Origin of the sequence: Pukyongiella litopenaei, from assembly GCF_003008555.2 — a bacterium.
Classification (GTDB): domain Bacteria; phylum Pseudomonadota; class Alphaproteobacteria; order Rhodobacterales; family Rhodobacteraceae; genus Pukyongiella; species Pukyongiella litopenaei.
The window spans coordinates 2,176,465-2,197,901 of sequence record NZ_CP027665.1 but is presented as its reverse complement, the minus strand read 5'-3'; the positions used below and the strand labels follow the sequence as shown (position 1 = coordinate 2,197,901).

Genomic DNA, 21,437 nt, shown 5'->3' with positions numbered 1-21,437 from the left:
GCCCTGGTTCCGAAACGCCCCGCCAGTCAGATCGAACTCGTCAGACCGCGCCAGTCAGCGCATCCGTCAGGTCGGTGCGTTCCCACGAGAACCCGCCATCCGCGTCGGGGTCGCGCCCGAAATGGCCATAGGCCGCGGTCCGCTGATAGATCGGCCGGTTCAGGCCCAGATGCTCGCGGATCCCGCGCGGGGTCAGGTCCATCACCTGCCCGACCGCGGCCTCGATCCGGTCATCCGGCACGGTTCCGGTGCCATGGGTATCGACATAGATCGACAACGGGCGCGACACGCCGATCGCATAGCTCAACTGCAGCGTCGCCCGGTCGGCCAGGCCGGCGGCAACGATGTTCTTGGCCAGGTAGCGCGCGGCATAGGCGGCGGAACGGTCCACCTTGGTCGGGTCCTTGCCCGAGAACGCGCCGCCGCCATGCGGTGCGGCACCGCCATAGGTATCGACGATGATCTTGCGCCCGGTCAGGCCGGCATCCCCGTCCGGGCCGCCGATCACGAACTTGCCGGTCGGGTTGACGTGCCATTCGGTGGCATCGCTGAGCCAGCCTTCGGGAAGCACGTCCTGGATATAGGGCGTGACGATGGCGCGGATGTCACCGCTCTCGAGCGATTCGTCCAGGTGCTGCGTCGACAGGACCAGCGACGACACGCCCACCGGCTTGCCGTCCTTGTAGACGACCGAAAGCTGGCTCTTGGCGTCGGGTCCGAGCGCCGGTTCGGCGCCGGACTTGCGGGCCTCTGCCAGCCGCCGCAGGATCGCGTGGGCATACTGGATCGGCGCCGGCATCAGCGCGGGCGTCTCGTTGGTGGCATAGCCGAACATGATGCCCTGGTCGCCGGCGCCTTCGTCCTTGTTGTCGGCGGCATTGACGCCGATGGCGATATGCGCCGACTGCTCGTGCAGCAGGTTGGTGATCTCGCAACGGGCATGGTGGAACTTGTCCTGCTCGTAGCCGATATCCTTGATGCAGGCGCGGGCGATCTCGTCGATCCGGCCCATGTAGTCTTTCAGCTTGGTCTGATCCGACAGCCCGACCTCGCCACCGATGACCACCCGGTTGGTGGTGGCGAAGGTTTCGCAGGCGACACGCGCCTCGGGTTCCTCGGCGAGAAAGGCGTCGAGAACGGCATCGGAAATGCGGTCGCAGACCTTGTCGGGATGCCCCTCGGAAACGGATTCCGAGGTGAAAACATAATTCTGTCGGGACATGTGGTGCTCCATTAACCCAAAAAATAGGCGCCACGCCAGGAAGCCGTTGTGGCGACCCCGAACGGTTACGCGCCCGCCGGGCGCAGGTCAACTGCCAATCGAACCGGCGTTAACGCGCCGCCAGATCAACGCCAGCGCCAGCGCGGCCAGCAACACCAGCAGCGGCCCGTCGCCCAGACGCGCATAGGCGGTGGGCCCAAACGGCGCCGGCAGTGCCGCGTCGGCAAAACCGGTCGCGCCCAGCGGCAGCGATGCGGTCACGCGGCCCAGCGGGTCGATCACCGCCGATACGCCGGTATTGGCGACCCGCACCATCGGCAGCCCCTGTTCGGCCGCCCGCATCCGCGCCTGCGCGAGATGCTGATACGGCCCCGCCCGGGTGCCGAACCACGCATCGTTGGTGATCTGCAACAATGCCGCCGGGCGTTCCGGCGCGGCGTTCACCTCGCGCGGGAACACGGCCTCGTAGCAGATCAGCGGCAGCACCGGGCCGATGCCCGGCAATGCCAGCACCCGCGGCCCCGGCCCGGCGCTGTAGCCGTCGCCTTCGCGGGCGGCAAAGCCCCGCAGACCGAACCGCGCCGCCAGATCCCCGAGCGGGACATATTCGCCGAAGGGCACCAGGTGATGCTTGTCATAGATGCCCGCCACCGCGCCCGCGCCGCCGAGCACGGCGAGCGAATTGTAGATCCGCACCCCGTCGCGCCGCTGCACCCCGAACACCACCGGCACGCCCTCGGCCGCCTGGGCGATCACGGCGAGGGTTTCTTCGGCATGGCCGAGCAGAACCGGGATCGCGGTTTCGGGCCAGACGATCAGGTCCGGGCGTCCGCCGGTGTCGGCGGGCGCGGCGGTGGCCGCGATCTGGCGGTCGAAGAACACCGGGATCATCGCCGGGTCCCATTTCTGATCCTGCGGTGCGTTGGGCTGCACCAGCCGCACCACCGTCGGGGTGTCGGTCACCTCGGGCGATGCCCAGCGCGCCAGCATCACGACCGCGATCAGCAGCAGCGCCGGTGCGGGCGCGGCCCATCGCCGCCAGCCCGGTCCGGTGATCATCGCCCCCGCCGGCAGGGTGACCAGCAGCGTGGCCAGCGCCAGCCCCTGCGGCCCGATCCAGGCCAGCAGCAACCGCGCATCGGTGTCGACCCAGACCTGCGCCAGCGCGGCCCAGGGAAACCCGGTCAGCAGCACCGCCCGCGCGATCTCGGCCAGGGTCCAGCACAGGACCAGCGCCAATACGCGGTCCGCCCGTCCCCGTCCCAGCGCATGGGCGGCGGCGAACCCGGCGGCCCAGAACAGCGCCAGCCCCCCGGCCAGGAACACCAGCGCGAACGGCGCCATCCATCCGTGGCGGTCCGGTTCGACCAGGAACGGCTCGACAATCCAGAACAGCGCATGTGCGAAATAGCCCGCCCCGAACGCCCAGCCGGTCAGGGCCGCCGCCCGCGTGCCCGATGCGGCCAGGAACAGCCCCGGCACCAGCAGCAGCGCCAGCAGCGTCAGCGGCCAGAGCCCGAGCGGCGCCAGCCCGGATGCGGCCACCGCCCCCGCCAGCACGGCCGCGGCGAACCGTGCCGCGGCAGGCCGGCGCGCGATTGGGCTCATGTTGCGATCACGCGGCGGCGTCCGGCAAGCGCACCCGCAGCCGCTTGATCCGCCGGGGATCCGCGTCGATCACCTCGAATTCCGGGCCATCGGGATGCACGACGACCTCGCCGCGCGCCGGAACCCGGCCGGCGAGCATGAAGACCAGCCCGCCGAGCGTGTCTATCTCTTCGCCGTCGACCTCGTCCGCCTCGGTGAGCGAACACCCGGTTTCGGCTTCGAATTCCTCGAGCGGGGTCTTGGACAGCGCCAGGTAGCAGCCGGGTTTCTCCTTGACCCAGCTCTGCGCCTCGTCGGTGTCGTGTTCGTCCTCGATTTCGCCGACCACCTGTTCGATCAGGTCCTCGATGGTCACCAGCCCGTCCACGCCGCCATATTCGTCGATCACCAGCGCCATGTGCCGCCGTTCGGTCTGCATCTTGGCCAGCAGCACCCCGATCGGCATCGAGGGCGGCACGAACAGCAGGGGCCGCAGCAGCGATTCGAGATCGAAATCGCCGCCATTGCCGTTGAACCCGTGATTCAGGGCGAAATCCTTGAAATTGACCAGCCCGATCGGGGTATCGAGCGTGCCGGAATAGACCGGGATCCGGGTCAGGCCGTTTTCACGGAACACCCTGACCAGCTCGTCCTTGCCGATGCTGTCCGGGACCGCGACGATATCCGCCTTGGGAATCGCCACGTCCTCGACCCGCATCCGGCGCAGATTGATCATGCCATGCGACGGCGCCGGGCTGCTGCCCGTGCCGTTGAGCCGTGGTCCGGTTTCGTCTTCTGCCGGGCTCAGCGCCTCGAAGATGCGGCCGAAAAATCCGGGCCTGTCTTCGGGTTCTGGTGCCATGTCGTTCTCGGGCTGCGCGCGCTGCGCCGCGCCAGAACTGCCTTCGATGTCGTCCATCTGTCCTGTCCAGAAAGGGGGCCTGCCCCCGGTCTAATCCCTATATGGGTCATCCAACCCCAGTCTGCCAAGTATCTCTGTTTCGTGACGTTCCATCAACGTGGCATCGGTATCACGCACATGATCGTAGCCCAGCAGGTGCAACAGCCCGTGAACGAGCAGATGGGTGGCGTGATCCGAGAGCGGTTTTCCGGCGGCCTCCGCCTCGCGCGCGCAGGTGTCATAGGCAATCGCGATGTCGCCCAGCGCGGTCTCGCCCATGATATCGGGCACCGGCGGGCGCGGCGCGGCACCGGCCGCCTCCGCCGCCAGATCGGCGGCCGGCCAGCTGAGCACGTTGGTGGGCGCGGACCGGTCCCGGAATTCCGCGTTCAGCGCGGCGATGCGGTCGTCATCGCAGGCCAGCAGGCTGATTTCGCAGCCGGTGCCGTCAATGCCCAGATGCGCCAGCGTGGCGGCAAAGGCGGTTACGGCCAGCATCGCGATACCCGGCCGCGCCCAGCGGTCGTCCTCGATCGTCAGGTCGAGCTGCATGGGATCAGCGGGCCCCGCCCCCGGTATCCGCCTCGTAGGCCTCGATGATCGCGGCCACGAGCGGGTGGCGCACCACGTCGGCGGAGGTGAAGTAGTTGAAGCTGATGCCGCCGATCCCGCCGAGCAGCCGTTCGGCATCGGCCAGCCCCGACGGCACGCCGCGCGGCAGGTCGACCTGGCTGCGATCGCCGGTGATCACCATGCGCGACCCTTCGCCCAGCCGGGTCAGGAACATTTTCATCTGCATGGTGGTGGCGTTCTGCGCCTCGTCCAGCACCACGAAGGCATTCGCCAGCGTGCGCCCGCGCATGAAGGCCAGCGGCGCGATCTCGATGCGCTTTTCCTCGATCAGCTTGGCCAGTTGCTTGCCGGGCAGAAAATCGTTCAGCGCGTCATAGAGCGGCTGCATGTAGGGATCGACCTTGTCCTTCATGTCGCCGGGCAGATAGCCGAGTTTCTCGCCCGCCTCGACCGCGGGGCGCGACAGGATGATCCGGTCCACATGGCCGTTGATGAACATCGAAACACCCGCGGCCACGGCGAGATAGGTCTTGCCCGTCCCCGCCGGGCCGATCCCAAAGGCCAATTCATGTTCGAACAGCGACCGCACATAGGCCTTCTGCGCATCCGTCCGCGGCTCGACCAGTTTCTTGCGGGTGCGGATCTCGACCGGGCCGCCGCGGAACATCTCGAGCTGGTCGCCCGCGCGGGCGCCGATATCCGGCTCGGTGCTGCCCATCCGCAATTCGCGGTCGATATCGGCCGCCTCGACGGGGCGCCCGGCCTCGAGCCGGGCATAGAGCGCCGACAGGGTTTCCACCGCCTGCTGGCGCGGCGCCTCGTCGCCCAGCACCACCAGCTGATTGCCACGGCGCAGGATCTGCACACCCAGCTTGCTTTCGATTTCGGCCAGATTGCGGTCAAATTCGCCACACAGGTCGATGAGAAGCCGGTTGTCGGGAAATTCCAGCAGCGCTTCGGTCGCGGCGTCGCCGGTTTGCGGGGGGTCAGGACGCCAATGGCCAATCCGGTCTCCTGTTGTGGCGGTCTGGACAAAGCGTGCCAAGATTCGCAGGTCTTGCGCAAGCATCAACAGGCAGAAAGTGTATCGGCGTGATCACGATCCCCGCGTTCACGCCATGCACGGGCAGGATCAGAAGCGGAAGTTCAGGCCGACGCGGAAATTGTTGTATTTCGGCGTGGCCTTGGTCGACGACCCGCCCGCGTCGAACAGGACCACGGAATCGAATTCGGTGTATTCCCATTCGAATGTCAGCGACAGGTTTTCGTTCAGCATCCGTTCGGCGCCCAGGCCGGCCGACCAGCCGTCGGTGTCGAACCCGGTATCGAGGTTGATGGTATCGCCCGCGGCGGTCCCGGATACGCGATAGTCGAGATCGCCCCGCGTATAGCCCACCATGCCGTAGAACCAGGTGTTCCGCGATTCGTTGGTGAACCCGCTTCTCAACCGCAGCGACAGCGCGCCATTCAGTTCGACTGCCGCGTTGTGGGTCGCGGTGCTGAAATCGTCCTCGATGCTGCCCCCGTCATAGCCCAGTTCGACGCCATAGACGAAGGACCGGGTTTCCAGCAACCGCTCACCGCGCCAGCCAAGGCGCAGGCCATAGTTGAAACCGCCGGGATTCAGCGTTCCGGGGCTGGCGACATTGACGCCGGCCGGGGTGCGATGGCCGACCCGGTCGTCACCGCCGCTGGCATAACCGAGCGAACCGCCCGCATAGAAGCCTTCCCAGACAAGGACCGGTTCCTGCACCGCAGGTTCCACGACCACCGGCGTGATATTCCCGGCCACGGCCGCGGTCGACGCCGTGGCCAGCATGGCCGCGCAGAACAACCGGCCAAGGATGGACGAAGAGATCCGACGACTGCCCATGATGTAACCAACCTCCCGGACATACGACCCAAAACACGACGGGCCACCATGAATTCAGGTCAATCAATGCGTCAGGTGGAGGGCAGGAATCCAGAAAAATCCGTGCCATGGCCGTGTTTTTCAGGTGCCCGGGGCGGCAAAGTTGCAGATTCGCACCACATCGCGGGCGGATCGGCGCCCCGTGCCGCACCCGCGCAACAGCCGGTGCTACAGCAGCTCGCCCGCGAGCGAATTGGCCCCCGAGGCGGTAATCCGCACCCGGCGCAGATCGCCCGCCGCCAGATCCGGCGCCTGGACATGCACCGCGTGCAGATGGTCGGACTTGCCGACCATCTGGCCCGGCTGGCGGCCCGGTTTCTCGAACAGGACCCCGACCTCGCGCCCGACCATGGCATCCTGCACCGCGCGTTGCTGACGCGTGATCAGCGCCTGCAGCCGGTGCAGCCGGTCGGTCGCGACCTCGTCGGGCACCTGGGGACGTTCGGCCGCGGGCGTGCCCGGGCGGGTGGAATAGCGGAAGGAATAGGCCTGCCCGTAATTCACCGCTTCGATCAGGTCCATCGTAGCCTGGAAATCGGCATCGGTTTCTTCGGGAAACCCGGTGATGAAATCGCCCGACAGCAGGATGTCGGGACGCGCCGCCCTGATCCTCTCGATCAGCCGGACATAGCTTTCGGCGGTGTGCTTGCGGTTCATCCGCTTGAGGATCCTGTCGCTTCCGGACTGCACCGGCAGGTGCAGATAGGGCATCAGCGCGGCACAGTCGCCATGGGCGGCGATCAGATCGTCCTCCATGTCGTTGGGGTGGCTGGTGGTATAGCGGATACGCTCCAGCCCGTCGATCCGGGCCAGTTCGCGGATCAGCCGCGCCAGCGACCAGTCGCCGCCTTCGCCGGCACCGTGATAGGCGTTCACGTTCTGCCCCAGCAGCGTGATCTCGCGCACACCGCGTTCGACCAGCCCGCGCGCCTCGTCGAGTACCCGGCCCGCGGGCCGGCTGACCTCGGCGCCGCGCGTATAGGGCACCACGCAGAAGGCGCAGAACTTGTCGCAGCCTTCCTGGACGGTCAGGAACGCGGTCGGGCCGCGCGCCGCGCGGGGCCGGTTCTTCAGCCGCTCGAACTTGTCCTCCTCGGGGAAATCGGTCTCGAGCGCCTTTTCACCGTTGCGCGCCCTTGCCTCCATCTCGGGCAGGCGGTGATAGCTCTGCGGGCCGACCACCAGGTCGACCAGCGGCTGCCGGCGTATGATTTCCTCGCCCTCGGCCTGGGCGACACAGCCCGCGACGCCGATCTTCAGGTCGGGCTTCTCGGCCTTCAGCCCCCGGAACCGGCCCAGTTCCGAATAGACCTTCTCGGCCGCCTTTTCGCGGATATGGCAGGTGTTGAGCAGGATCATGTCCGCATCGTCGGGACGGTCGGTCGCCACATAGCCCTGCCCGCCCAGCGCCTCGGCCATGCGTTCGCTGTCATAGACATTCATCTGACAGCCATAGGTCTTGATAAAGAGCTTCTTGGGCGCGGTCATGGCAACGGCTTTCGCGGGTGGTCGGGAACGGCCCCCCTAAACCGGACGGGGGCGGCTTGCAATGACGGCCCAATTAGCCGAATTCTTGCGACAGGACCAGAGCAGGGGCACAGATGGGCAGGCCATACACGTCGCTGAACGACTTTCTGCAACGGGAACGGCAGCGGCTTGCGCCCGGCCCGGTCGCCATCCTCTTCGTCGAGGACGAGGTCGAGATCGGCTCCACGCTGCGCCACCTGCTCGCGCGCGGCTTCGACCCGGTGCTGGCGCTGGCGCCGCCGGAACTCGAGCTCCCGCCCGGGCCCGACGACCGGGTCTGCCGGATCGACTGCGATACCGGCGCCCCGGACGCCCTGCCCGAGGCCGTGAACCGGCTGATCGCGGCGGCTCCGGGCACCTGGTTCCACTACTGTTTCAACGCCGAATACCTGTTTCACCCGTTCTCGGAAACGCGCAGCGTCCGGGAAATGCTGAGCTTCCACGCCGAAGAACGGCGCGACGCCATGATCACCTTCGTGATCGACCTCTACGCCGCCGATCTCGCGGCCGACCCGACCGGCGTGGCGCGGGATGCCTGGCTGGACGGCACCGGCTATTACGCGCTGGCCCGAACCGACCCGGAAACCGGCTGGCCCCGGGAACGGCAGCTGGATTTCTTCGGCGGGTTGCGGCGGCGCTACGAAGACTTCGTCCCCGAGCTTCACCGCCGCATCGACCGGGTGTCGCTGTTCCGCGCCAGGCCCGGCCTGGAACTCCTCCCCGATCACAGGTTCAACGACCAGGAATACAACACCTATGCCTGCCCCTGGCACCACAACCTGACCGCGGCGGTCTGTTCGTTCCGCGCCGCCAAGGCGCTCAAGCGGAACCCCCGTTCGTCCGAGACCATCGAGAGCTTCCGCTGGCGCAGCTCGGTGCCGTTCGACTGGCAGTCGCGGCAATTGCTGGATCTCGGGCTGATGGAACCGGGCCAGTGGTTCTGAACCGCCCCGCCTTCCTCTTGCTAGAAATATCCTGGGGGTGAGGCCGCAGGCCGAGGGGGCAACGCCCCCTATCGCCGCAGCAGGGTCGGGAACCAGTCCTCGCGCAACCGCTGGCCCGGCTGCATGTCATGGCCCGGAAAGGGCGGCGAGGTCGGGCCCGGTCGCTCGACATAGCGCGCGTCTTCCCCCACCAGCCGCAGCGAAAACGCCCGCCGCCGGGTCGGACTGTCATTGCCGCGCGCGCCATGCAGGGTGCGGAAATTGAAGGCCACCGCGTCGCCGGGCTCCATCTCGAACTCGACGATCCGCATCCCCTCGGCCTCGGGATCGGGGACCGGCATGTAGTCGCCGCCGTCAAAGAACGCCACCTCCGACGCCCAGCGCGTCGGCAGCACGTCCTTTTCCCAGCGATGCGACCCGGCCACGCAGCGCAGCGTCGCCTCGCGCACCGGATCGAGCGGCGACCAGAAGCTGATCGTCTGCATCCCCTCGACAAAGTAATAGGGGCTGTCCTGGTGCCAGGGCGTCGCCATCGACGTGCCGGGTTCCTTGACCAGAACATGGTCGTGGAACATCTGCACGCTGGGCGATTGCATCAGGTCGGCGGCCACCTCGGCGGCGGGCGAGGTTTCGATCGCGTCCCGGAACTGCGGGATCCGGGTCCAGTTGCAGTAATCGTCGAAGAACCGCCCGCTCTGGCCCGCGCGCTTGTTCTCGGATGCGTAGGGCCCCGGATCGTCCATGTTTGCGGCGATCCCGTCGCGCAGGGTGGCCACCTGGTCGGCGAACAGCCCCCGCACGAGGACCACGCCATCGCGGTCATAGGTCTCAATGTCCTGGTCGGTCAGCAGCGGGTGGGTCATCGTCGGTCTCCGTTTCAGGGGTCGGTCGGGATCTCTGGCACCGGGATAGCCCCCGCGCGGGCACGGTTTCAATTCATATGTTTGGAAGTTATATTTAGTCCTATGTTATACCTTACCCTGCGCCACTACGAATATGTCGCCGCCATCTACCGCTTCGGCAGCCTGTCGGCGGCAGCCGAGCAGGTGAACGTGTCGCAGCCGGCCATGTCCGCTGCCCTGACCCGGATCGAGGCGCATCTGGGCCATCCGCTGTTCGTCCGGCGGCGCGGCGCGGCGATGAAGCCGACACCGCAGGGCCGCCGGTTTGCCGAACAGGCCGAGGCGCTGCTGGCCCATGCCGCGCGGATCGAAAACCCGTCGCATCCGCGCCCGCCGGCGACACGGCTGCACCTGGGCTGCTTCGTCGATCTCGCCCCGTTCGTCCTGGCGCGGGCGCTGGCGCTGCTGCGCACGGCCCTGCCCGAGACCACCGTCACCTTCCAGGCGCCCCGTTTCGAGGTCCTGATCGCGGGGCTGCACAAGGGGCGGATCGACCTTGCGCTGACCTATGACCTGGGGCTGGATGCCGGGTTCGGCCGCTATCCGCTGTTCCGGATGCGGCCCCGCGCGCTGGTCGCGGCGGATCATCCGCTGGCCGCCCGCGCGCAGGTCTCGCTGGCCGAACTGGCCCGGTACCCGCTGATCCTGTCCGAAGAAGGGCTGTCGGCCCAGCATGTGCTGGGCCTGTTCCGGCGCCAGGGGCTGGTTCCGGTCGTGGCGCACCGCGCCGCCACGCTGGAATTGCAGCGCAGCCTCGCCGCCCATGGCGAAGGCGCGGGCATCAGCTATGCCGCGCCGCGCGGCGGCACCAGCTATGACGGCATGCCGCTGGTCAGCTTGCCGGTGCAGGACCCCGAGACCGAAGAACCGGTGATCCTCGCCCGGCACGGCACCGGCCCGGCGGACCCGCTGGTCGCCGATGCCATATCCGTTCTGACAACAGAGCTGCGCGGCGCCTGATCAGCGCTTGCGGCGCAGGCGGATCACCACGTCGACCGAGGCGATCTCGGCCCCTTCGGGCGCATCGGGCAGCCGGGCGATCCTGATCTGGTCGGCGGGCGCATCGGTCAGGCGGCCTTCGTCTTCCCAGTAGAAATGCGGGTGATCGCTGGTGTTGGTATCGAAATAGCTGCGCTGGCCGTCCACCGTCACCTCCTGCAGCAGCCTCGCATCGCAGAAGGCCCGCAAGGTGTTGTAGACCGTGGCCAGCGACACCGGCGCGCTGCCGGCGCTCGCGGCCTCGAACAGGCTTTCTGCGGTGACATGCCGGTGCTGGCCGTCGCCCACCAGCAACTCGGCCAGCGTGACGCGCTGCCGGGTGGGGCGCAATCCTGCGCCGATGAGCCATTCGCTGGCGATCCGGGTCGATTCACTCGTCATCGATGCTGTCCGTCGCTTGCTTGCGTCCGATATATAAGGCCGCGGGTGGCCCGAGTTCAAATGAAAATCACTTGCAGCCGCGATCGCGGCAGTGACGCCGCGACCAATGCGCCGTTGCCGTTCCCGCCCTTGCGGGACCGACGGGGCCGGTGATAGAGGGGTCGGCGAACCCGCGCCGCAAGGAGAGCCGCCGCATGCCCCAGTACCCGACCCGTTTCGACAAGGACGACCTGTTGAAATGTGCCCGCGGCGAACTGTTCGGCCCCGGCAACGCGCAGCTGCCCGAACCGCCGATGCTGATGATGGACCGGATCACCGATGTCAGCGCCGATGGCGGCGACCACGGCAAGGGCCATATCGTGGCCGAACTCGACATCAAACCCGACCTCTGGTTCTTTCCCTGCCATTTCCCCGGCAACGAGGTGATGCCCGGCTGCCTGATGCTGGACGGGCTGTGGCAGCTCACCGGGTTCAACCTGGGCTGGCGCGGCTGGCAGGGCCAGGGGTTCGCGCTGGGCGCGGGCGAGGTCAAGCTGTCCGGCATGGTCCGCGGAGACCGCAAACTGGTCACATACCATGTGAATTTCACCCGCGTGATCGACCGCCGCCTGAAAATGGGCGTTGCCAACGGTCGCGTGGAAGCCGATGGTGAGACCGTCTGCGAAGTCAAGGACATGAAAGTGGGGCTGGCCGCCGCGGCCGGCGCCTGAACCAAGTCTGGGAAGGAAGCCGCACATGCGCCGTGTCGTCGTCACCGGTCTGGGCATCGTTTCGTCCATAGGAAACAACGCCGCCGAGGTCGAGGCCGCGCTGCGCGCGGGCAGATCCGGCATCGAGGCCTCGCCCGAGATGGCCGAACACGGGTTCCGCAGCCGCGTCGCGGGGACGCTGAAGCTGGACGTGAAAGAGCATGTGGACAAGCGCGCGCTGCGCTTCATGGGGCCGGGCGCGGCCTATGCGCATATCGCGATGGGCCAGGCCATCGCCGATGCCGGGCTGGACGAGGGTGACGTGGTCAACCCGCGCACCGGTCTGGTGGCCGGTTCGGGCGGGCCGTCGACCAGTTCGATGCTGGCCGCCCACCAGGTGGTGCTGAAAACCGGCGCGACCAAGCGGATCGGCCCCTTCGCGGTGCCGAAATGCATGTCCTCGACGATCTCGGCCAACCTGGCCACCGCCTACCGGATCAAGGGCATCAACTATTCCATCACCTCGGCCTGTTCGACCTCGCTGCACTGTATCGGCAACGCCGCCGAACAGATCATGCTGGGCAAGCAGGACGTGATGTTCGCCGGCGGCGGCGAGGAACTGGACTGGACCCTGTCCTGCCTGTTCGACGCGATGGGCGCGATGTCATCGAAATACAACGACACACCGGACCGCGCCAGCCGCGCCTTCGACGCCGATCGCGACGGGTTCGTGATTTCGGGCGGCGGCGGCATCGTGGTGCTGGAAGAACTCGAACATGCCCGCGCCCGTGGCGCCAGGATCTATGCCGAGGTGACCGGCTATGCCGCCACTTCGGACGGGCATGACATGGTCGCTCCGTCGGGCGAAGGCGGCGAACGGGCGATGCGGCTGGCACGCGCCACGCTGCCCGAGGGCCGCGCGGTCAGCTATATCAACGCCCATGGCACCTCGACCCCGGTCGGCGATGTCGGCGAGGTCGAGGCGGTGCGCCGTGTATTCGGCGAAGGCAGCACGCCCCCGATCAGCTCGACCAAGTCGATGACCGGGCACGCGCAGGGCGCCGCCGGCGCGCTCGAGGCGATCTTCTGCCTGCTGATGCTGGACGGGGATTTCATCACGCCGTCGATCAACGTGGACAGGCTCGATCCGGGCATCCGCAGCGGCGAGATTGCCACCGACTATGTCGAGAATGCCGGCCTGGACAGCGTGATGACCAACAGTTTCGGCTTTGGCGGCACCAACGGGTCGATGATACTGTCGAAGGTTCACGGGTGAGCATCATGGGTGACGCACTGAAAGGCAAACGCGGGCTGATCATGGGGGTCGCCAATGACCGGTCCATCGCCTGGGGCATCGCCCGGGCGATGCACGAGGCCGGTGCCGAGCTGGCCTTTACCTATCAGGGCGAAGCCTTTGGCAAGCGGCTGGAGCCGCTGGCCCAGAGCATCGGCTCGGATTTCATGGTCGATGTGGACGTGACCGATGATGCCTCGCTCGATACGGCGTTTGCGCAGCTGGCCGCCCGCTGGCCGACCATCGACTTTCTCGTTCATGCCATCGCCTTTTCGGACAAATCCGAGCTGACCGGCCGGTTCCTCAACACCACCCGCGCGAATTTCAAGAACTCGCTCGATATCTCGGCCTATTCCTTCATCGAGGTGGCGCGGCGCGCGCATCCGCTGATGCGCGACAACGGCGGCACGCTGATGACGCTGACCTACCAGGGCAGCAACCGGGTGGTGCCGAACTACAACGTGATGGGCGTGGCCAAGGCGGCGCTGGAATCGATCACCCGCTACCTGGCCAACGATCTCGGCCCCGACGGTATTCGCGTCAACGCGATCTCGCCCGGGCCGATGAAGACGCTGGCCGGCGCCGCGATCGGGGGCGCGCGCAAGACGTTCAAATACTCCGAGGCGAACACGCCGCTGCGCGCCAACGCGACGCTCGAGGCCGTGGGCGGCACCGCCGTCTACCTGGCCTCCGAGGCCGGGGCCTGCACCTCGGGTGAAATCATCCGCGTCGATGGCGGGTATCACGTTCTGGGCATGCCGCAGCCGGAATCGATGTAACCCGGCCGGGCGCCGCCTTTCGCCCTTTCACCGTCCCCGTCTCTGTGCCAGTCTCGGGCCAGTCTGCGGTCGAACCGGGCCGCGCGGACGGGGAACGCCACAGCCGATGCCGATCACGACCTGCGTCTTCGATGCCTATGGCACCCTGTTCGACGTGTCCGCCGCCGCGCGGCAGGCGGCCGGCGAAACCGGGTTTCCCGCCCTCGCCCATCGCTGGCCCGAACTGGCGAAGCGCTGGCGGCACAAGCAGTTGCAGTATTCCTGGCTGCGGGCGATCACCGGGGCACATGCGGATTTCTGGCAGGTCACGCAGGACGGGCTCGACTGGGCGCTCGAGGCGACCGGGCTGGATGGCGACCCGGCGTTGCGGCGGCGGCTGCTGGATCTCTACTGGGAACTGAAGTGCTTTTCCGAGGTGCCGGACATGCTGGCAACCCTGAAACGGGACGGGATGCAGACCGCGATCCTGTCCAACGGCTCGCCCGCCATGCTTGATGGCGCGGTCCGGTCCGCCGGGATCGCGGCGGATCTGGACGACACGCTGTCGGTCGAAAGCGTCGGCATCTTCAAACCCGATGCCCGGGTCTATGATCTCGTCGGGCAGCGGTTCGGTTGCGCCCGCGACGAGGTGCTGTTCGTGTCGTCGAACGGCTGGGACGCCGCCGCGGCGGCCGGCTACGGCTTTGTCGCGGCCTGGGTCAACCGGTCGGGCGAACCGGTGGACCGGCTACCCTGGCGCCCGGCGCATATTGTGACCGACCTGACCACGATACCGGAACTGACGAGGACAAATTCATGATGCTTGGTCTGATCGAAGCGGCGGAAAAACGGCTGCGCGGCGCGGTGCGGCGGACACCGCTGCTGTTTTCGCCCTTTCTCGACCAGATCGCCGGGCGCCGGGTGATGATCAAGCCGGAATGCCTGCAACATACCGGCAGCTTCAAGTTCCGTGGCGCGATGTCGGCGGTCACCGCGCTGGACCCGGCCGAGCGCGAACGCGGCGTGATCGCCTTTTCCAGCGGCAACCACGCGCAGGGCGTGGCGCTGGCGGCGCGGCTGCACCGGATCGGCGCCACCATCGTGATGCCGTCCGACGCCCCCGCGCAGAAGATCGACAATACCCGCGCCCTCGGGGCCGAGGTGGTGCTCTACGACCGCGCCACCGAGGATCGCGACGAGATCGGCGAAACGCTGGCCGCCGAGCGGGGGCTGACCCTGATCCGGCCCTTCGACGAGCCGCAGGTGATCTACGGGCAGGGCACCGCGGGGCTGGAGATCGCCGAACAGGCGGCCGAAGAGGGCATCGAAACCGCCGATGTGCTGATCCCCTGCGGCGGCGGCGGGCTGACCTCGGGCATCGCGCTCGCGCTCGAGGGGCGCGGACCGGGCCTGCGCGCCCGCCCGGTCGAACCCGAAGGTTTCGACGATGTCACCCGGTCGCTGGCCTCGGGGCGGATCGAGCGCAATGACCGGCTGTCGGGGTCGCTGTGCGATGCGATCATTACGCCATCGCCCGGCACCCGGACCTTCCCGGTGATGGCGCGGCTCTGCGGGCCGGGGATCGTGGTTACCGAGGACGAGGCGCTGCGGGCCATGGCGCTGGCCTTTGCCCGGCTCAAGATCGTGATCGAACCGGGCGGGGCGGTGGCGCTGGCGGCGGCGCTGTTCCACCCTTCGCAGGTCGAGGGCGGCACCGTGATCGCCGTGGCCTCCGGCGGCAATGTGGATGCCGGGGTGTTCCGCATGGCGCTGGAACGGTTCGGCTGACGCGCGCCGGCACTTGGCGGGAAACAGGGAGAGACAGCGATGCAGATGGCCGTGTTCGACGATGTGCAGTTGCATTACCGGATCGATGGCGACCCGGATGGCGCGCCGGTGGTGTTCGCCAATTCGCTGGGCACCGATCTGCGGCTCTGGGACGCGGTCCTGCCGCTGCTGCCCGCCGGGTTGAGGATCATCCGCTACGACAAGCGCGGCCACGGGCTGTCGTCGCTGCCCGACGCGCCCTATTCGATGGGCGCGCTGGTGCGCGACGCGGAACGGCTTCTGGACCTGCTGGAGGTGCGCGACAGTCTGTTCGTCGGCCTGTCCATCGGCGGCATGATCGCGCAGGGGCTCGCGGTCAAGCGCCCCGACCAGATCCGCGCCATGGTGCTGTCGAACACGGCGGCCAAGATCGGCACCCCGCAGATGTGGCAGGATCGCATCGACGCGGTGCGCCGCGGCGGGATCGAGGCGCTGGCGGATGCGATCATGGAACGCTGGTTCAGCCGCGGTTTTCGCGACCGGCCCGACATGGCCCTGTGGCGCAACATGCTGATCCGCCAGCCCGCCGACGGCTATGCCGGCTGCTCGGCGGCCATCGCGGGCACCGATTTCTACACGCCGACTTCGGGGTTGCGCCTGCCCACGCTGGGCATTGCCGGGGACGAGGACGGATCGACCCCGCCCGACCTGGTGCGCGAAACCGTCGACCTGGTGCCGGGGTCGCGGTTCGAACTGATCCGCCGCGCCGGCCACCTGCCCTGCGTCGAACAGCCCGCCGCCTATGCCGAGGCGCTGAACCGGTTCATCTCCGGCACGGGACATCTCTGAGCCATGGCCGGATCGGTATTCGACAGCGCCCTGCTGGCGCGGCTGTTTCCCACCGGCGATGCCGGACGGCTGTTCGGCGACAGCGCCCAGATCCGCGCGATGCTGCTGGTCGAAGGCGCGCTGGCCAAGGCCCAGGGCGGGCTGGGCGTGATCCCGGAAACCAGTGCGCAGGCGATCGCGCGGGCGGCGATGGAGGTGCAGATCGACCCCGGCCAGCTGGCGCCCGCCACCGGCGACAACGGTGTCTGCATCCCGGCGCTGGTCGCGGCCTTCCGCGCGGCGATGCAGGCGCCGGAACACGCTCAGTATATCCATTGGGGCGCCACCTCGCAGGATATCATCGACACCGGGCTGATGCTGCGGCTGCGGCAGGCGCTGACGCTGGCCGAAACCGGGACCCGCGCGGTGCTGACCCCGCTGGCGGCGCTGGCACGAACCCATGCCGAAACCCCGATGGCCGCCCGCACCTGGGGGCAGGAGGCGACGCCGACCAGCTTTGGCGCGGTGGCCGCCGGATGGGGGGCGCCCCTGCTGGCGCTGCTGCACGAATTGCCCGCGCTGCGGCAGAGCTGCCTGCTGGTGTCGCTGTCGGGCGCGGCCGGCACCGCCTCGGCGCTGGGACCGAAAGCCGCCGAAACCCGGGCCGCGCTGGCCGAAGGGCTGGGGCTGGGCGATCCCGGACGCAGCTGGCACACCGACCGCACGCCGGTGCTGCGCATTGCCGACTGGCTGGGCCGGATCACGCTCGCGCTGGGCAAGCTGGGCGAAGACGTTGCCGCCCTGCGCCAGAGCGGGATCGCCCAGCTCGCGCCCGCGGGCGGCGCGTCCTCGACCATGCCGCAGAAACAGAACCCGGTCGACGCGGCGGCGCTGGTCGCGCTGGCCCGGACCGGCGCCGGGCTGTCGGCCACGCTGCAGGGCGCGGCGATGCAGCGCCAGCAACGCGACGGCGCGGCCTGGTTCACCGAATGGATGTGCCTGCCGCAGATCGTGCTCGGGGCTGCGGCGGCGCTCGATATCGCCGCCCGGCTCTGTTCCGGGTTGCAGCCCGATCCCGCCCGGATGGCCGCCCCCCTGCAGGCCGGGACCGGCCTGATCCATGCCGAGGCGCTGTCCTTTGCCCTCGCCGCGACGATGCCGCGCGCGCAGGCGCAGGCCGCGGTCAAGGCGCTTTGCGGTGAAGCGCAGGACAGCGGCACGCCGCTGGCCCGGCTGGCCGCCCGCGACTGGCCCGACCTGGACCTGACCGCAATCTTCGACCCCGCCGCGCAGATGGGGCAGGCCCCCGCCGACGCCCGCGCCTTTGCCGCCGGCGTGGCCGCCCTGCCCGCGCCCAGGACATGACCAAACGCCGGACCGGCACCAACCCCGATCACCCGGACCCTGCCCCGTGCGCCTGCCCGTTCTCTTCATCCTCGTCACGGTGATGCTCGACGCGATGGGCATCGGGCTGATCATGCCGATCATGCCCGACCTGATCCGCGAGGTGCATGGCGGCGACCTGGCCAATGCGGCAATCTGGGGCGGCGTGCTGTCCACCGTCTTTGCGGTGATGCAATTCCTGTTCTCGCCGGTCGTCGGCAACCTGTCGGACCGGTTCGGGCGGCGCCCCGTGCTGCTGGTGTCACTGGCGGCGATGGCGCTCGATTACCTTGTGATGGCGCTGGCCGGGTCGATCTGGCTGCTGCTGGCCGGGCGCATCGTCGGCGGCGTCACCGCGGCCACCCATGCCACCGCCAACGCCTATATGGCCGACCTGTCCGAACCGCATGAGAAGGCCGCCAATTTCGGCCTGGTCGGCGCCGGGTTCGGGATCGGCTTCGTGCTCGGCCCGCTGGTCGGCGGGCTGCTGGGCGAATGGGGCACCCGCGCGCCGTTCCATGCCGCCGCCGCGCTGTCGGCGCTGAATTTCGTCTTTGGCCTTCTGGTCATGGGCGAAACCGTGACCGACCGCACCCGCCGCGCCTTTACCTGGGCGCGCGCCAACCCGTCCGGGTCGTTTCGCGCCGTGGCCCGCCTGCCCGGGCTGAAGCCGCTGCTGGCGGTCTATTTCATCTACTCGGTGGCGCTCTATGTCTATCCGGCGATCTGGGCCTATTTCACCCAGGAACGGTTCGGCTGGGGCGCGCAGATGATCGGCCTGTCGCTGGGCCTGTTCGGCATCGCGATGGCGCTGGTGCAGGGCGGGCTGATCCGGGTGGTGCTGAGACATTTCGGCGAACGGTTCGCGGTGATCTGGGGCCAGGTGATCGACGGCGTCGCCATGGCCGGGCTGACGGTGATCACCTCGGGCACGCTGGCGCTGATCCTGACACCGCTCTCGGCGCTCGGCGCGGTGGCCGCCCCGGCGCTGCAGGGGATCATGGCCCGCCGGGTCAGCGACGACGCGCAGGGCGAGCTTCAGGGCGTGCTCAACAGCGTGCATGCGCTGTCGATGATCGTCTCGCCGCTGCTGATGGCCTGGGTCTTTGCCGCCTTCACCGGCAACGGGGCGCCGGTCTACCTGCCGGGCGCACCCTTCCTGGTGGCGCTGGTGCTGCTGGTGCTCGGCCTCGTGATCTTCCTGCGCAGCGAAGCGGACGCGCCCTAGGCCGCATTGGCGCTTGCGCCCCGCAACGCCCCGGTCCACGCTGAATGCGAAACGAGGGAGGTTCACATGCAGACCATCAAGGCCGCCGTGTGCCGTGAATTCGGTGCCGCTCTGACCATCGAGGACATCACCATCGCGCCACCCGGGCTGGGCGAGGTCGAGGTCACCCTCGACGCGGTGGCGATCTGCCATTCCGACATATCCTATGCCGAGGGCGCGTGGGGCGGGCACATCCCCGCCGTCTACGGCCACGAAGCGGCGGGACAGGTCACCGCGATCGGCGGCGGGGTCACCGATTTCGCGATCGGCGACACGGTGCTGGTCACGCTGATCCGCGCCTGCGGCACCTGCCCGAACTGCGCCGGCGGTCGCCCGACCATCTGCGACACGCCGCATGACAACATTGCGCACCCGCTGCGCGATGCGGCCGGCGAACCGCTGATGCAGGCGATGAACACCGGCGCCTTCGCCGAAAAGGTCGTCGTCGATCACAGCCAGGTCGTCGCCATCCCCGCCGACATGGACCGCGCCACCGCCTGCCTGCTGTCCTGCGGCGTGATCACCGGCGTCGGCGGGGCGGTGAACGCGGCCAGGCTGCGCGCGGGCGAGGACGTGGTGGTGATCGGCGCCGGCGGCGTCGGGCTCAACGCCATCCAGGGCGCGCGGATCGCCGGCGCACGCCGCATCGTCGCCGTCGACATGACCGAGGAAAAACTCGAAACCGCCCGCGAATTCGGCGCCACCGACGGCGTTCTGGCCACCCAGCCGAAACCGTGGAAAGCCGCCCGCGCCGCCCTGGGCGGGCGCGGCGCCGACGCGGTCCTCGTCACCGTGGGCGCGCTGCCCGCCTATGACCAGGCGCCCGCCTATCTCGGCTGGGGCGGCCGCGCAGTGATGATCGGCATGCCCCACGCGGGCGGCAAGGCCGCCTATGAACCGATGGCCATGTCCTTCCAGGGCCAGGGGATGATCGGCTCGAAAATGGGCGACGTGGTGCTCCGCCGCGACATTCCGTGGCTGGTGGATCTCTACCAGCAGGGCCGGCTGAAGCTCGACGAACTGATCTCGGGCCGCTGGCGCCTCGACCAGATCAACGAAGCCATCGCCGACACCAGGTCAGGCGGCGCGCGGCGCAACGTGATCCTGCTGACCTGATGACGGCCCGCCCGCCCCTTCCTCTTGCCAGAAATATCCCCGCCGGAGGCTCCCGCGGCCGCCCCCCGGCGCGGCGGCTCGGACAGGGGCGCGGCGCATGAAACTCTCCGATCTCGACATCATCGTGACCGCGCCACCCGCGCCGGGCTGGGGCGGGCGCTACTGGATCTTCGTCAGGCTGACCACCGCCTGCGGCATCACCGGCTGGGGCGAATGTTATGCCAGCACGGTCGGCCCGGACGCGATGCGGGCGGTGATCGCGGACGTGTTCGCCCGCCACATGCAGGGCGAAAACCCCGAAAACGTCGAGCTGATGTTCCGCCGGGCCTATTCCAGCGGCTTCACCCAGCGCCCCGACCTCACGGTGATGGGCGCCTTCTCGGGGCTTGAAATCGCCTGCTGGGACATCCTCGGCAAGGCCCGGGACCGTCCGGTCTGGGCGCTGCTCGGCGGGCGGATGAATGACCGCATCCGCGCCTATACCTATCTCTACCCCCTGCCCCATCACGACAGCGCCGCCTTCTGGACCTCGCCCGCGATGGCCGCCGAGGCCGCCACCGCGCGCGTGGCCGACGGCTATACGGCGGTGAAGTTCGACCCGGCGGGCCCCTACACGATCCGGGGCGGCCATATGCCGGGGCGGCGCGACATCGCGCTTTCCGCCGATTTCTGCCGCACCATCCGCGATGCGGTGGGCGACCGGGCCGACCTGCTGTTCGGCACCCATGGCCAGTTCACCCCGGCGGGCGCGATCCGGCTGGCCAAAGCACTGGCGCCCCATGACCCGCTGTGGTTCGAGGAGCCCGTCCCCCCCGACGATATCGCGGGCATGGCGCGGGTGGCCCGCGCCACCTCGATCCCGGTTGCCACCGGCGAACGGCTGACCACGCTGGCCGAATTCGCCGCCATCCTGCGGGCGGGCGCCGCCGAGATCCTGCAACCGGCCCTGGGGCGCGCCGGCGGGCTGTGGCAGGCCCGAAAGATCGCCGCCCTGGCCGAGGCGGCGGGGGCGCAGCTGGCGCCGCATCTCTACGCGGGGCCGGTCGAATGGGCCGCGAACATCCATCTCGGCATCGCCATCCCGAACATCCTGATGGCCGAAACCATCGAGACCCCGTTCCACGATGCGCTGATCGGCGGCGCCATCCGCGTCGAGAACGGGTTCGTCGCGGCACCGACGGCGCCCGGCCTGGGCATCGAACTGGACGAGACCCTGGCCCGCGCCCATCCGTTCGGCGGCACGGGGCTGCATCTGGAAATGCAGGAGGCACCCTGCGACTACGAAACCGGAAATGCGTTCCAGGGCGGCGCCCCCGCGCGGTGAACCTTCGGGAATTGCGGGGAAATCCGCCAGTCCGGAAATCCGTACTGGTCGGCGTTTTCGGGA

General features: G+C 68.6%; 21 protein-coding genes and 1 riboswitch. Of the genes, 12 read left to right on the top strand and 9 right to left on the bottom strand.

What is annotated here, in order from left to right; genetic code table 11:
• Positions 1–40: 40 nt before the first annotated feature.
• The 7 genes from metK to miaB all read right to left on the bottom strand — a co-directional run bounded on the left by metK (position 41) and on the right by miaB (position 7,683).
• On the bottom strand, positions 41–1,222 hold the full coding sequence (gene metK, locus C6Y53_RS10950) for a methionine adenosyltransferase (protein ID WP_106472470.1): 1,182 nt from the start codon (positions 1,220–1,222) through the stop codon (positions 41–43).
• Positions 1,223–1,226: 4 nt separating this feature from the next.
• A riboswitch (SAM-SAH riboswitch) is annotated at positions 1,227–1,280 on the bottom strand.
• 29 nt (positions 1,281–1,309) lie between these two features.
• Complete coding sequence (gene lnt, locus C6Y53_RS10945; protein ID WP_106472469.1) at positions 1,310–2,830, bottom strand: apolipoprotein N-acyltransferase; 1,521 nt, start codon at positions 2,828–2,830, stop codon at positions 1,310–1,312.
• 7 nt (positions 2,831–2,837) lie between these two features.
• Positions 2,838–3,728: a hemolysin family protein gene (locus C6Y53_RS10940; protein ID WP_106472468.1), complete on the bottom strand. Its 891-nt coding sequence runs from the start codon at positions 3,726–3,728 to the stop codon at positions 2,838–2,840.
• A 33-nt stretch (positions 3,729–3,761) separates the two neighbouring features.
• Positions 3,762–4,262, bottom strand: coding sequence for an rRNA maturation RNase YbeY (gene ybeY / locus C6Y53_RS10935; protein ID WP_106472467.1), 501 nt, complete (start codon positions 4,260–4,262; stop codon positions 3,762–3,764).
• A gap of 4 nt (positions 4,263–4,266) precedes the next feature.
• Complete coding sequence (locus tag C6Y53_RS10930; protein ID WP_244615008.1) at positions 4,267–5,289, bottom strand: PhoH family protein; 1,023 nt, start codon at positions 5,287–5,289, stop codon at positions 4,267–4,269.
• Positions 5,290–5,415: 126 nt separating this feature from the next.
• Positions 5,416–6,156: an outer membrane protein gene (locus C6Y53_RS10925; RefSeq protein WP_106472466.1), complete on the bottom strand. Its 741-nt coding sequence runs from the start codon at positions 6,154–6,156 to the stop codon at positions 5,416–5,418.
• 207 nt (positions 6,157–6,363) lie between these two features.
• Positions 6,364–7,683, bottom strand: a complete 1,320-nt coding sequence (miaB, locus tag C6Y53_RS10920) for a tRNA (N6-isopentenyl adenosine(37)-C2)-methylthiotransferase MiaB (protein ID WP_106472465.1) — start codon at positions 7,681–7,683, stop codon at positions 6,364–6,366.
• Between the two features lie 113 nt (positions 7,684–7,796).
• Here miaB and C6Y53_RS10915 point away from each other — a divergent pair, with 113 nt between their 5' ends.
• A complete protein-coding gene (locus tag C6Y53_RS10915) occupies positions 7,797–8,666 on the top strand; it encodes a hypothetical protein (RefSeq protein WP_106472464.1) in 870 nt (289 codons plus the stop codon).
• Between the two features lie 68 nt (positions 8,667–8,734).
• Here C6Y53_RS10915 and C6Y53_RS10910 read toward each other — a convergent pair whose 3' ends face one another.
• Complete coding sequence (locus tag C6Y53_RS10910; protein ID WP_106472463.1) at positions 8,735–9,529, bottom strand: phytanoyl-CoA dioxygenase family protein; 795 nt, start codon at positions 9,527–9,529, stop codon at positions 8,735–8,737.
• A 102-nt stretch (positions 9,530–9,631) separates the two neighbouring features.
• Here C6Y53_RS10910 and C6Y53_RS10905 point away from each other — a divergent pair, with 102 nt between their 5' ends.
• A complete protein-coding gene (locus C6Y53_RS10905; RefSeq protein WP_106472462.1) occupies positions 9,632–10,528 on the top strand; it encodes a LysR family transcriptional regulator in 897 nt (298 codons plus the stop codon).
• Here the strand turns inward: C6Y53_RS10905 and irrA are convergent, their stop codons facing one another.
• Positions 10,529–10,948: an iron response transcriptional regulator IrrA gene (irrA, locus tag C6Y53_RS10900; RefSeq protein WP_106472461.1), complete on the bottom strand. Its 420-nt coding sequence runs from the start codon at positions 10,946–10,948 to the stop codon at positions 10,529–10,531.
• Positions 10,949–11,142: 194 nt separating this feature from the next.
• On the opposite strand from irrA, the gene fabA reads away from it, so the two are divergent.
• The 10 genes from fabA to C6Y53_RS10850 all read left to right on the top strand — a co-directional run bounded on the left by fabA (position 11,143) and on the right by C6Y53_RS10850 (position 21,374).
• On the top strand, positions 11,143–11,658 hold the full coding sequence (fabA, locus tag C6Y53_RS10895) for a bifunctional 3-hydroxydecanoyl-ACP dehydratase/trans-2-decenoyl-ACP isomerase (protein WP_106474053.1): 516 nt from the start codon (positions 11,143–11,145) through the stop codon (positions 11,656–11,658).
• Positions 11,659–11,683: 25 nt separating this feature from the next.
• Positions 11,684–12,913 carry a beta-ketoacyl-ACP synthase I gene (gene fabB, locus C6Y53_RS10890; protein ID WP_106472460.1) on the top strand — a complete coding sequence of 410 codons (1,230 nt, stop codon included), beginning with the start codon at positions 11,684–11,686 and terminating at the stop codon, positions 12,911–12,913.
• Between the two features lie 5 nt (positions 12,914–12,918).
• The gene (locus C6Y53_RS10885) at positions 12,919–13,710 is read left to right on the top strand and encodes an enoyl-ACP reductase FabI (protein ID WP_106474052.1); all 792 of its coding nucleotides are present in this window, start codon (positions 12,919–12,921) and stop codon (positions 13,708–13,710) included.
• A 106-nt stretch (positions 13,711–13,816) separates the two neighbouring features.
• Positions 13,817–14,509, top strand: a complete 693-nt coding sequence (locus C6Y53_RS10880; RefSeq protein ID WP_106472459.1) for a haloacid dehalogenase type II — start codon at positions 13,817–13,819, stop codon at positions 14,507–14,509.
• Positions 14,506–15,477 carry a threonine ammonia-lyase gene (locus C6Y53_RS10875; RefSeq protein WP_106472458.1) on the top strand — a complete coding sequence of 324 codons (972 nt, stop codon included), beginning with the start codon at positions 14,506–14,508 and terminating at the stop codon, positions 15,475–15,477. Before C6Y53_RS10880 ends, C6Y53_RS10875 begins: the two co-directional genes overlap by 4 nt.
• A 39-nt stretch (positions 15,478–15,516) precedes the next feature.
• Positions 15,517–16,305 (top strand): 3-oxoadipate enol-lactonase, encoded by a 789-nt coding sequence (pcaD, locus tag C6Y53_RS10870; protein ID WP_106472457.1) that lies wholly within the window; start codon positions 15,517–15,519, stop codon positions 16,303–16,305.
• Positions 16,306–16,308: 3 nt separating this feature from the next.
• The gene (locus C6Y53_RS10865; RefSeq protein ID WP_106472456.1) at positions 16,309–17,649 is read left to right on the top strand and encodes a class-II fumarase/aspartase family protein; all 1,341 of its coding nucleotides are present in this window, start codon (positions 16,309–16,311) and stop codon (positions 17,647–17,649) included.
• A gap of 46 nt (positions 17,650–17,695) precedes the next feature.
• Positions 17,696–18,895, top strand: a complete 1,200-nt coding sequence (locus C6Y53_RS10860) for a TCR/Tet family MFS transporter (protein ID WP_106472455.1) — start codon at positions 17,696–17,698, stop codon at positions 18,893–18,895.
• 66 nt (positions 18,896–18,961) lie between these two features.
• Positions 18,962–20,050 (top strand): alcohol dehydrogenase catalytic domain-containing protein, encoded by a 1,089-nt coding sequence (locus C6Y53_RS10855; protein ID WP_106472454.1) that lies wholly within the window; start codon positions 18,962–18,964, stop codon positions 20,048–20,050.
• A 97-nt stretch (positions 20,051–20,147) separates the two neighbouring features.
• Entirely contained in the window at positions 20,148–21,374 is a 1,227-nt protein-coding gene (locus tag C6Y53_RS10850; RefSeq protein WP_106472453.1) for a mandelate racemase/muconate lactonizing enzyme family protein, read from the top strand.
• Positions 21,375–21,437: the final 63 nt, after the last annotated feature.

Coding starts and splice junctions, on each gene's coding strand:
- metK (WP_106472470.1), bottom strand. CDS start 1,222: ATGTCCCGACAGAATTATGTTTTCACCTCGGAATCCGTTTCCGAGGGG.
- lnt (WP_106472469.1), bottom strand. CDS start 2,830: ATGAGCCCAATCGCGCGCCGGCCTGCCGCGGCACGGTTCGCCGCGGCC.
- C6Y53_RS10940 (WP_106472468.1), bottom strand. CDS start 3,728: ATGGACGACATCGAAGGCAGTTCTGGCGCGGCGCAGCGCGCGCAGCCC.
- ybeY (WP_106472467.1), bottom strand. CDS start 4,262: ATGCAGCTCGACCTGACGATCGAGGACGACCGCTGGGCGCGGCCGGGT.
- C6Y53_RS10925 (WP_106472466.1), bottom strand. CDS start 6,156: ATGGGCAGTCGTCGGATCTCTTCGTCCATCCTTGGCCGGTTGTTCTGC.
- miaB (WP_106472465.1), bottom strand. CDS start 7,683: ATGACCGCGCCCAAGAAGCTCTTTATCAAGACCTATGGCTGTCAGATG.
- C6Y53_RS10915 (WP_106472464.1), top strand. CDS start 7,797: ATGGGCAGGCCATACACGTCGCTGAACGACTTTCTGCAACGGGAACGG.
- C6Y53_RS10910 (WP_106472463.1), bottom strand. CDS start 9,529: ATGACCCACCCGCTGCTGACCGACCAGGACATTGAGACCTATGACCGC.
- C6Y53_RS10905 (WP_106472462.1), top strand. CDS start 9,632: ATGTTATACCTTACCCTGCGCCACTACGAATATGTCGCCGCCATCTAC.
- irrA (WP_106472461.1), bottom strand. CDS start 10,948: ATGACGAGTGAATCGACCCGGATCGCCAGCGAATGGCTCATCGGCGCA.
- fabA (WP_106474053.1), top strand. CDS start 11,143: ATGCCCCAGTACCCGACCCGTTTCGACAAGGACGACCTGTTGAAATGT.
- fabB (WP_106472460.1), top strand. CDS start 11,684: ATGCGCCGTGTCGTCGTCACCGGTCTGGGCATCGTTTCGTCCATAGGA.
- C6Y53_RS10885 (WP_106474052.1), top strand. CDS start 12,919: ATGGGTGACGCACTGAAAGGCAAACGCGGGCTGATCATGGGGGTCGCC.
- C6Y53_RS10880 (WP_106472459.1), top strand. CDS start 13,817: ATGCCGATCACGACCTGCGTCTTCGATGCCTATGGCACCCTGTTCGAC.
- C6Y53_RS10875 (WP_106472458.1), top strand. CDS start 14,506: ATGATGCTTGGTCTGATCGAAGCGGCGGAAAAACGGCTGCGCGGCGCG.
- pcaD (WP_106472457.1), top strand. CDS start 15,517: ATGCAGATGGCCGTGTTCGACGATGTGCAGTTGCATTACCGGATCGAT.
- C6Y53_RS10865 (WP_106472456.1), top strand. CDS start 16,309: ATGGCCGGATCGGTATTCGACAGCGCCCTGCTGGCGCGGCTGTTTCCC.
- C6Y53_RS10855 (WP_106472454.1), top strand. CDS start 18,962: ATGCAGACCATCAAGGCCGCCGTGTGCCGTGAATTCGGTGCCGCTCTG.
- C6Y53_RS10850 (WP_106472453.1), top strand. CDS start 20,148: ATGAAACTCTCCGATCTCGACATCATCGTGACCGCGCCACCCGCGCCG.